The sequence below is a fragment of the uncultured Marinobacter sp. genome, from assembly GCF_963974375.1.
Lineage (GTDB): Bacteria > Pseudomonadota > Gammaproteobacteria > Pseudomonadales > Oleiphilaceae > Marinobacter.
Window position 1 is genome coordinate 1 of record NZ_CAXBDN010000242.1, and the last position, 6713, is coordinate 6713.

Genomic DNA, 6713 nt, shown 5'->3' on the forward strand with positions numbered 1-6713 from the left:
GGCAACGACTGGGTCAAGGTCATACCCAATGAGCGGGAGGCCTCCATCAACGAGCTGACGCCAACCAGGGTAACCGGCACCCTGAGCATTCCCGTCGGGCGGATCCGTAAACTGACCATGGGGCCGGAGTATATTTCCGCGTTCACCGTGGGTGATCAGCTGTTGTGGGGTGCGGCGGAACCGCTGCGCCGTATGCTGCGGATTCTGCAGGAACGTTAGAAAACCGTCGCAGCTGGCACGGCATAATGCCAACTGCGTCCGGTTTCAGGTACATGAGCAGGGGCGGTGGCTGAAATAAGCCTCCGCCCCTGTTATTTTCGGATAACCATTTCCACCCCGTCCTTCGGTCTGAACTAGACTTCTGGCTGAGCAAGGGTGTTGTTTGAACAGTAACCAATCGGGAGTCTGCGTGTCCCCGAAGATTCGGCCTTACACAGTCAGTTCCGTGACATACATCAGGAACTGGTGCAACGATGTGGGCTGATTGATTGATAAAGCTGGCATTATCAACAATACTTGCGCAGATCCAACATTAAAAAACGGAAGTCATCCAACCTCGTCCGATTCTGTATTCATTATGCGGTAACGAATTACGGAGACTGGTAAGGAAAAAGCATGAAGGTACGCAAGCTTGCGGTTGCTCTGGCTCTGGCAGGAGGGCTTGGTTCCGGTGTCGCTCAGGCATTGGGGCTGGGGGAGATTGAATTACAGTCCTATCTCAATCAACCACTCGATGCAGAGATCGATTTGCGCCGTACCGACGGCATAAATCCCAACGAGATATTTGTTAATCTCGCTTCTGAAAGAGATTATCAGCGCGTTGGTCTGACTCGTGATTATTTCCTTACACGTCTGCAGTTTGATGTCACCACATCACCTCGCGGTGAGCTGGTCATCACGGTCAGTTCCCGTGAACCGGTCCGCGAACCCTATCTGAATTTTCTGGTGGAAGTGACCTGGCCCAGTGGGCGGGTCATGCGCGAGTACGCGGCTCTGGTTGACCCTCCGGTATTCGCCGATGAGTCAGCGCCTCGTCAGCAAGCCCAGGCGCCTGCCAGCCGCGCGCCGGCACCGGCTCAGCGCACCCCGCAGCCGACCCAGCAGCCGGCCCGCAGCACTGCACCCCGTGCAGCCACGGGGCAGCAGGGCGGCACCTACTCTACCGGTGCCTCCGATACCTTGTGGGGTATTGCCCAGTCGGTACGGCCAGAGTCGGGCCTGTCAGTCCAGCAAGTCATGTTGGCGTTGCAGGACCTGAACCCCGATGCCTTTGTCGACGGCAATATCAACCGTCTGCGTCGCGGACAGGTGCTGCGGATACCGGATGCGGATCAGGTGCGGCAACGGACCCAGGCGGAAGCCGTTCGTGAAGTGGCGGCGCAGAACCAGGCCTTTGCGGATCGCCCCGCCGCCGTTGACGCAACCGACCGCACCGCTGCGGACAGCGGCCAGGCTGCAGCTCCACAGACGACCGACAGTGCCGAGCTGAGACTGGTAGCGGCTCCGGACCAGCAGGATAGTCGTGAAGATGGTTCCGCTGGTGGTGATGGCCGTCAGGATGGCCGGGCCGATGCGGGCCAGGCGGTAACTGCGGAAGAAATCGACCGGGTTCGTCGTGAAAACGATGAACTGAGCAGCCGAATGGAGGATCTGCAGGACCAGGTAGAAACGCTGCAGCGTCTTATCGAACTCAAGGATAACCAGCTTTCTGAGATGCAGCGTACTGCAGGTCAGGAGTCTGATGCCGGCATGCCAGCCGATGGCACGGCGACCGATGAAACGGATGATGAATCGGCTTACCGGCCGGGCGCAATGACGGATCAGCTCTCCGATGACATGGACGAAGGGGATGAGGGGCTTGCACCGCTGCCTGGCGCCGGCGACCCGGATTCAGGTTCCGGAGACAGGGGGCCGGAAGGGGCCCCTGACGACACCTTTATGCCCTCGGAAGGTCGCGATGCAGCAGCCATGGATGACGGCGCTGCGCCAGCAGGTGAGGCTACTGCAGACCCCGTGGCTGCATCGGGTCAGCCCCAGGAAAGGCAGCCGCAGCCAGTGACACCGGCCCAGCCGGAGCAAGGCTTTGCGGCGAAAATGATCGATCTGATTGCCGGAAACCCCATTTATCAGGTGGCTCTGGGTGGATTCCTGGTGCTGTTGCTGCTTCTCGGTCTGCTGATTTCCCGGCGCCGTGCAGCGGCCAGGGAGAACGAGTTCTATCGTCAGCTTGAAGAGGAAGACGAAAGTGGCGCCGGTGGCTTTGACCTGAATCTGGGCGAGGAAGAGGGCCTGGGCGGCGAACCATTGGAAGAGGCGGACCGCTACGTGTCTTATGGACAGCACGATGCCGCGGCCGAGGTTCTTGAAACCGCTATTTCCCGCGAGCCGAGCCGCTCTGATCTGCGTCTGAAATTGCTTGCGGTCTATGCCGCCTCCGGCAACCGGCCGTCGTTCGACAAACAGTATGCCGAGCTTGAGGCTATGGAAATGGATGAGGTGATGCCGGAGGCGCAAAACCTGCGTGATCGTCTGGAAGACGTTGAGTCCACGCCCAGCATTGATGAGCTGGAATCGCAGCTTCGCTCAGACAGCTACGGCAGCCGGCAGCAGCCGGAACGGTCAACCGAGCAGCTCTCTGACGAATTTGAGGGTACGTTCGGTGCGGATACCGGCGCCAGTGTCAGTGCGGATGACAGCGACGACCTGATGTCCTCGTTTGATGAGCTGGAACTGCCGGAAGATGATCATCTGGCGTCAGGCCAGGATGAAGTCAGAGACGACGCTGACCGACCCATTGATTTTGATCTGTCGGAAATGGAATCGGACGTTGATGAGCCCGTTGCCGACGCCGGCAAGCCATCGGTGTCCGACGAGACCGATGATTTCTCGATCGAGTTCGATATGCCGGAAGAAACCGCCGATGACGCTAGCGGTGGTGAGCTGGGCGGTGAGTTTGATGAACTCGATAATCTGGCACCTCAGGCGGATTCACCGGCTGACGACAATGACTTCGGTTCTCTTGAGCTGGATGATCTGGAAGAGCCGGCCACCGAAACCGGAGAAGGTGAGCTGCCGGACCTCGACGCCGAAATGGCAGGTCTGGAGCAAAGTCTTGAAGGGGATGATACGGATCTCGATGAATCGTTCCTGGATGAGCTGGATGCCGAACTGGACAAGGCGGCTTCCGACGATGAAGGGGATCTGAGCGAGCTGGAACTGGATGTTTCCGACGAGGATCTTGCCCTGATGGATGACGTGGCAGAGCCGGAAGACGCGGACAAGGACGATCTGTCTCTGGATGATCTGGAGCTGGATGAGCCCTTTGCGGAAGGTGAGCTTGACCTCGACGATGACTCGCCCGTGGCAGGCGCTGACGATGCTCTGGCGGATCTGGACGTGCCAGAGCTGGATGAAAATCTGGATGATCTCGAGCCCGCGTCTGACCAGGCGGAGTCGGACACCCTGACCTCCGGGGCAGCGGCTTCGGGAATCGACGACATCGACGAAGCTGAACTGGGTGACGATGACGACTTTGACTTCCTCGCCGGAACCGACGAGGTTGCCACCAAGCTTGACCTGGCCCGTGCCTATGTCGAGATGGGAGATGCTGAAGGCGCCCGTGAAATTCTCGAGGAAGTCATTCTGGAAGGAACCGACGAGCAGAAAACCGATGCGCAATCGCTTCTTAAAAAACTGCCCTGATCCGGTATAATCATCCGTCAGGAACCGAACGCCGGCCCTCAGGGAGCCGGCGTTCTTCATTCCAGTCCTATCAACTGAACTGTCTGACCCGGAATCGCCCTTGTTTGCTGAACCTGTGCCCCTGACTACTGAAAATGCCATTGGCAATGGCCGTGTGGCGCTGGCGTTCGAATATAACGGTGCCGATTATCACGGTTGGCAGCAGCAGAAGTCCGGTATTGCCTCCATCGAGCAGGCCTTGACGGCCGCCGTGGCCAGGGTAGCGGATCACCCGGTTGAGCTGGTTTGTGCCGGCAGGACGGATGCCGGTGTTCACGCCAGTTATCAGCTGGTGCATTTCGACACCTCTTCAATACGGTCCTTGCGTTCCTGGGTCATGGGAGTGAATACCGCATCACCCCATTCACTTTCCGTGCATTGGGCGGGCAATGCCCCGGAGCCCTTCCACGCCCGCTTTTCCGCTGTGTACCGGCGTTATCGCTATGTTATCTTTAACGGTCCGGTGAAGCCGGCGGTGCTGGGTGCCCAGGTGTCCTGGAATTACCATCCGCTGAACGCCGAGGCGATGGCGCAGGCCGCCAGGCACCTGGTCGGTGAACACGATTTCAGCGCGTTCCGGGCGGCAGGCTGTCAGTCCCGCTCACCCTGGCGGTTTGTGGAGTTTGTTCGGGTCAGCCGTCACGGTGACTACGTGGTGATCGATGTTCAGGCCAACGCTTTTCTTCATCATATGGTGCGTAATTTTGCCGGCGCCCTGATGGCGGTCGGGGAGGGCCGGATGCCTCCGGAGTGGGTGGCTGAGGTGCTGCAGACCCGCGACCGCAATGCCGCAGGCGTTACCGCGCCTCCGGGAGGCCTGTATTTGGTGGACGTGGGGTATCCGCCCCAGTTCGACATCCCCGCCGCCAGCTGTGGTCCGGCTTTTGTGCGCCCCTGGTTCACGCCTGCCGAAAATCGCCAGGTGCCAGCCAGCTGGGTACACGACAAGAACAGGACGGCAACATGAGAATCCGAACCAAAATCTGCGGAATAACCCGTCCGGTGGATGCATTGGCGGCTGCAGAGGCAGGCGCCGATTCCATAGGGCTGGTGTTCTATGGCCCCAGCCCGAGAGCGGTAACCCCGGAGCAGGCGCAGGCCATCATCCGGGTGCTGCCGGCGTTTGTGACTGTAACCGGCCTGTTCGTGAATCCCCGCAAGGCGGAAGTTGAAAGCCTGCTCGGCGCCTTGTCGCTGGATCTGTTACAGTTTCATGGCGATGAAGACCCGGAATTTTGCGCAGGCTTCGGTCGACGCTGGATCAAGGCCGTCCGGGTGCAGCAGCAGGTGGATGTGGAAGAGGCCTTTATTCGTTATGCCGGGTCATCGGGTCTGCTGGTTGACGCGTATGACCCTGAACGTTATGGAGGAACCGGTCTCGCCTTCGACTGGTCCCTTATTCCTGCTGAACGTCCGCTGCCTCTGATATTGGCCGGTGGCCTCAACTCTGCTAACGTAGCCGGCGCCATTGATCAGGTCAGGCCTTGGGGCGTCGACGTCAGCGGAGGGGTAGAGTCCCGCAAAGGCATCAAGGATGCGTCCAAAATTACCGAGTTTCTGAGCGAGGTTAATCGTGTCAATCAAACTGACTGAAGAAATGCTGAGCCATCTTCCGGATACCCGGGGGCACTTCGGGGCCTATGGCGGCCGTTTTGTTTCCGAAACGCTTATGGACTCTCTGATGACGCTGGAGCGGGAATACCTGCGTCTTAAAAAGGACCCTGAGTTCCAGGCCTCCTTTGACAAGGACCTGGCCCACTATGTGGGTCGCCCGAGCCCGCTGTATCTTGCCGAGCGGCTGACCCGGGAAACCGGTGGCGCCCAGATCTGGCTAAAACGCGAAGATCTGAACCATACCGGCGCCCACAAGGTGAACAACACCATCGGCCAGGCCCTGCTGGCCAGCTTCCTCGGCAAGAAACGGATCATAGCGGAAACCGGCGCCGGCCAGCACGGGGTCGCTACTGCTACCGTTTGTGCGCGTCTGGGGCTTGAGTGTCACGTTTTCATGGGGGCCGAGGACGTCAAGCGCCAGTCCCTGAACGTATACCGGATGAAATTGCTGGGCGCCGAGGTCCACCCGGTGCAAAGTGGTACCCGCACCCTCAAGGACGCCATGAACGAGGCCATGCGCGACTGGGTAAGTAATGTTGATGATACTTTCTACATCATTGGCACCGTCGCAGGCCCACATCCTTACCCGCTTCTGGTTCGTGACTTCCAGTCAGTGATCGGCCGCGAAACCAGGCAGCAGTCCCTGGCCCAGGCCGGTAAGCTGCCCGATGCGCTGGTGGCCTGTGTTGGCGGTGGCTCCAACGCCATCGGTATGTTCTATCCGTTCCTGACTGACGAATCAGTGGCTCTGTACGGCGTTGAGGCCGGTGGTCTCGGTGTTGATACCGGGCAGCATGCGGCACCGCTGACGGCTGGTCGACCCGGAGTGCTGCATGGCAACCGCACCTACCTGATGGAAGACGAGAATGGCCAGATTGCCGCCACTCACTCGGTCAGTGCCGGTCTTGATTACCCCGGTGTGGGCCCTGAGCACAGCTGGCTCAAGGATATTGGCCGCGCCAACTACGTTGCCGTTACCGATGATGAGGCGCTGGCCGGGTTCCGGACACTGACCCAGGTTGAAGGCATCATGCCGGCACTCGAGACGGCCCACGCGGTCGCCTATGGGGTCAAGCTGGCGGCAACCATGAGCCCGGACAAGATGATCGTGATCAATATTTCCGGTCGTGGCGACAAGGATATTCATACCGTCGCGCAGCTGGATGGCATCAGCGTCTGAGTCGTCGGCAGGTCTGATGAGTTAGAATCACTATTTCAGGACAGGAGCGGCTCTGGCCGCTCCTCCGATGTGTTACACAGGAGCAGGCATGAGTCGCATTTCAGGTGTTATGAAAGCGCTGAAGGGGCAGGGCAGAAAGGCGCTGATACCTTATATTACGGCGGGTGACCCGCATCCG

The 6713-nt window shown here is 59.4% G+C and carries 5 protein-coding genes; all 5 read left to right on the forward strand.

Annotated features, from left to right (window positions below; all coding sequences use genetic code 11):
• A partial coding sequence (locus AAC035_RS16925) for an Asd/ArgC dimerization domain-containing protein (protein ID WP_339806220.1) occupies nt 1–219 on the forward strand: 219 nt, incomplete at its 5' end.
• A gap of 396 nt (nt 220–615) precedes the next feature.
• The gene (locus AAC035_RS16930; RefSeq protein WP_339806222.1) at nt 616–3702 is read left to right on the forward strand and encodes a FimV/HubP family polar landmark protein; all 3087 of its coding nucleotides are present in this window, start codon (nt 616–618) and stop codon (nt 3700–3702) included.
• 100 nt (nt 3703–3802) lie between these two features.
• Entirely contained in the window at nt 3803–4708 is a 906-nt protein-coding gene (truA, locus tag AAC035_RS16935; RefSeq protein WP_339806224.1) for a tRNA pseudouridine(38-40) synthase TruA, read from the forward strand.
• A complete protein-coding gene (locus tag AAC035_RS16940) occupies nt 4705–5334 on the forward strand; it encodes a phosphoribosylanthranilate isomerase (RefSeq protein ID WP_339806226.1) in 630 nt (209 codons plus the stop codon). Before truA ends, AAC035_RS16940 begins: the two co-directional genes overlap by 4 nt.
• Before the next feature lie 4 nt (nt 5335–5338).
• Nucleotides 5339–6535 carry a tryptophan synthase subunit beta gene (gene trpB, locus AAC035_RS16945; RefSeq protein WP_339806229.1) on the forward strand — a complete coding sequence of 399 codons (1197 nt, stop codon included), beginning with the start codon at nt 5339–5341 and terminating at the stop codon, nt 6533–6535.
• Nucleotides 6536–6713 lie beyond the last annotated feature (178 nt).